We start from the raw sequence: 2,955 nt of genomic DNA on the forward strand, positions 1-2,955 counted from the left end.
TCACGGCGCCTGCGGCGACCGCGGCGAAGAAGCGCCATTGCATGGGTTTATCGTCGGGCGCCGAGCCGATGTGCCCCACCGTATTGCGCATCACCGCGAAGTTGATCAGGCCCAGCACCATGCCCGCGAAACACACGGCAAACGCGACGTGCCAGCCCCAATGATCCTTGATCCACGGCGTGGCGAGCATCGAAATGGTCGAACCGATGTTCACCGCCATGTAGTAGATGGTGAATGCGCTGTCGAGGCGCGCGTCGTCACCCTCGTGGATGCGCCGCACGAGGTTCGCCGCGTTCGCCTTGAACAAGCCGTTGCCGACCACGATCACGCCGAGCGCCGCATACATATAGCCAAGCGATTCGAATGGAATCGCGAGCATCAGATATCCCGATGCCAGCACGCACGCGCCGAAGATCATGGTGCGGCGCGCACCGAGCACCTTGTCGCCGATCCAGCCGCCGATGGCCGGCGCGGAGAATACGAGCGCCGTGAAGGCGCCCCATGTGAGGTTCGCGTGTTCATCGGTGAAACCGATCTTGTCGATCATGAACAAGACGAGCAACGCGGCCATGCCGTAATAGCCGAAACGTTCCCACATCTCGATCAGGAAAACAGTCGTAAATGAGCGCGTCTGCGACGTGCCGGACGAGTGTGAAATCATGGTAAATCTCGATCAAGTTCAACAGCACTCGTGAACTAAAACTAAAGGAATGTTTGAGCCTGACTCATTCATGCAGGAGTCCGACTTATCGCGAGCGGCGATTATCCCAGCACGATCGGTAAATGTGTCGCAAAGCCTTGCACATACAGCGTTCAACATTTTGAGATGACGGCAGCAATGCAAATCGATTGACCATCGTCAAGACGTGGTGCGATCGGGAGGCGGCGTTGCGCCGTTTCGCGGATTGCCGTGTGCGCGCTGTGAACGCTCGAAACTCGTGATAACTTTCCTGCTTTGCCTCACTCACTGGATTGCATTCACATGAACACCATCAAGGCGATTCTCACGGGTCATACGCGCGGTCTTGGCGCTGCGTTGGCCGACACGCTGATCGCGCGCGGCATTGCGGTGCTGGGCGTATCGCGTACCCGGAGCGCGGTGCACGCATCGGGTTTGTTGCAGGAAGTGGAACTCGATCTCGCCGATATCAACGCACTGCAAACGTGGATTGAAACGGGCGCGCTGAAGCGTTTCGTGGACGGCGCGCACACCGTGGTGCTGATCAACAACGCGGGCATGTTGCAGCCGGTGGGTCCTGTCGAAGGACAGGATGTCGGTGCGATCGGACGGTCCGTGAGTTTGAACGTGGCTGCGCCATTGATGTTGTCGGCGGCTGTGGCGGCGTCGGCGCCAAGCGTTTCCGACCGGCGGATCGTGCATATTTCGAGCGGCGCCGCGCGCAATGCGTATCCCGGCTGGAGCATCTATTGCGCGACGAAAGCAGCGCTGGATCACCACGCACGCGCGGTCGCGCTGGACCACAACCGTGCGTTGCGCATTGGCAGCGTGGCGCCTGGGGTTATCGATACGGACATGCAAGCCGAGATTCGCGGCACGGGCCTGGATGCGTTTCCGCTGCGTGAAAAATTCGATGACCTCAAGCGCAGCGGCCAGCTTTCCACGCCCGCCGACGCCGCGCGAAAAGTGCTCGACTATGCGTTGAGCGACGCGTTCGGCGAAACGCCCGTGACGGATGTGCGCGAATTGGCGTGATCGCCACGAATGGCCTCTTGCGACAATGCATCGGCCGCGGTGTTGCGGTGGCGCGGGATCCACTGAAGACGAACATCGGCGAGTTGCGCGATCAGCTCACGCGCTTGCGTTGCGTAGGAACTGAGCGCGGGCGCGCTGCAGGTTGCATCGCGCAGCACGTCCTCTATGACAACCTGACTGTCACCGTGAATGACGAGTTTTTCCGGTGCCGGTTGCTGCGATAACGCCGCTTCGAGCACCGCGATCAGCGCGAGATATTCAGCCTTGCAGCTATCGCCGTGACCGGCAATCGCGCTGATCGTGACGACCTCGCCATCGGGACTTTCGAGCATTCCGCCGATACCGATCTTCCCCGGGTTCGGATGCGCCGATCCGTCGAACCACGCGTGCCACGCGGTGGCATCGCGGGTTGAAGGCTGCCGGTTTCGTGCGAGGCGTACCACGCGGGCAGCCGAGCGTTCTTCACGCCGAAGCTGCGCGGCATGAAGCGCCGCTGCCCTTTCCAGACGCCGCGCCTTGACCAGATCTGCGAGCGTTGCTGCGCCCGCCGACTTTTCGAGCGTCTGCGCCAACGCGGCGTGGGCGGAAAGCGCCGTAAGCTTCGCCAGGCGCCGGCTCATCGCGCGTTCGCGTTTATAGGCAATCTGGAACAGCTCGTCGAACTCGAACATATCGGGAAATAAGGTGGCCGAATGCCGAGCTTAACAATTTTTCGACGAACCTATCTTGGGGGCGCCGCGATCACCAGCGCAGCACGACGATTCTCGGCGCCCGTGACGTTGGTTTGCCCGCTGAGATTCTCCCCCGGCGTCGCTGTCACGACCCGCGCTTCAACGCTCACTTGCGGGTACGCGGAAAGCGTATCGGCGGGATTGATTGCAAACGTGTCATCGAGTATGACCGTGGCCGGCAATTCGCTCGCGGATAAATGACGCTCGGCCAGCAACGTGTTCCCCGCACCCTGCGTGTGTGCGCTCAGAATCACGGTTGCATCGGGCGGGGCATGCACGCCGTCGGCGAGTTGCAGCGTCACGGTGACGGCGCTCATGCTCAACGCTTCATCGATATTCTTCTGCGCCTGGACCGCAGTCGGCGACGCAGCATCGAGTGTGGAAATCAGACGCCGCCAATAAGCGATCGCGATCGCAAAACGCCGCGCCTCGAACGCCGCCGATGCCGCCAGAGCCAGCGCTTTCGGATTAGACGGTTCGATGGCCAGCGCCGCTGCAATCTCATCGGAA

4 protein-coding genes are annotated in these 2,955 nt (G+C 61.3%); 1 reads left to right on the forward strand and 3 read right to left on the reverse strand.

What is annotated here, in order from left to right:
- On the reverse strand, positions 1–661 hold a 661-nt coding region (locus ACRXB1_RS33785), incomplete at its 3' end, for a peptide MFS transporter (protein WP_449494503.1).
- 321 nt (positions 662–982) lie between these two features.
- On the opposite strand from ACRXB1_RS33785, the gene ACRXB1_RS33790 reads away from it, so the two are divergent.
- Positions 983–1,714 carry an SDR family oxidoreductase gene (locus tag ACRXB1_RS33790; protein WP_062170114.1) on the forward strand — a complete coding sequence of 244 codons (732 nt, stop codon included), beginning with the start codon at positions 983–985 and terminating at the stop codon, positions 1,712–1,714.
- Here ACRXB1_RS33790 and ACRXB1_RS33795 read toward each other — a convergent pair.
- Positions 1,654–2,385, reverse strand: coding sequence for a ribonuclease HI family protein (locus ACRXB1_RS33795; protein WP_069638359.1), 732 nt, complete (start codon positions 2,383–2,385; stop codon positions 1,654–1,656). The two genes, ACRXB1_RS33790 and ACRXB1_RS33795, sit on opposite strands and share 61 nt — an antisense overlap.
- A gap of 50 nt (positions 2,386–2,435) precedes the next feature.
- Positions 2,436–2,955, reverse strand: a 520-nt coding sequence (locus ACRXB1_RS33800; protein WP_449494504.1) for a c-type cytochrome biogenesis protein CcmI/CycH, incomplete at its 5' end; no start/stop codon positions are given.

This window comes from Caballeronia sp. M23-90 (assembly GCF_053574605.1).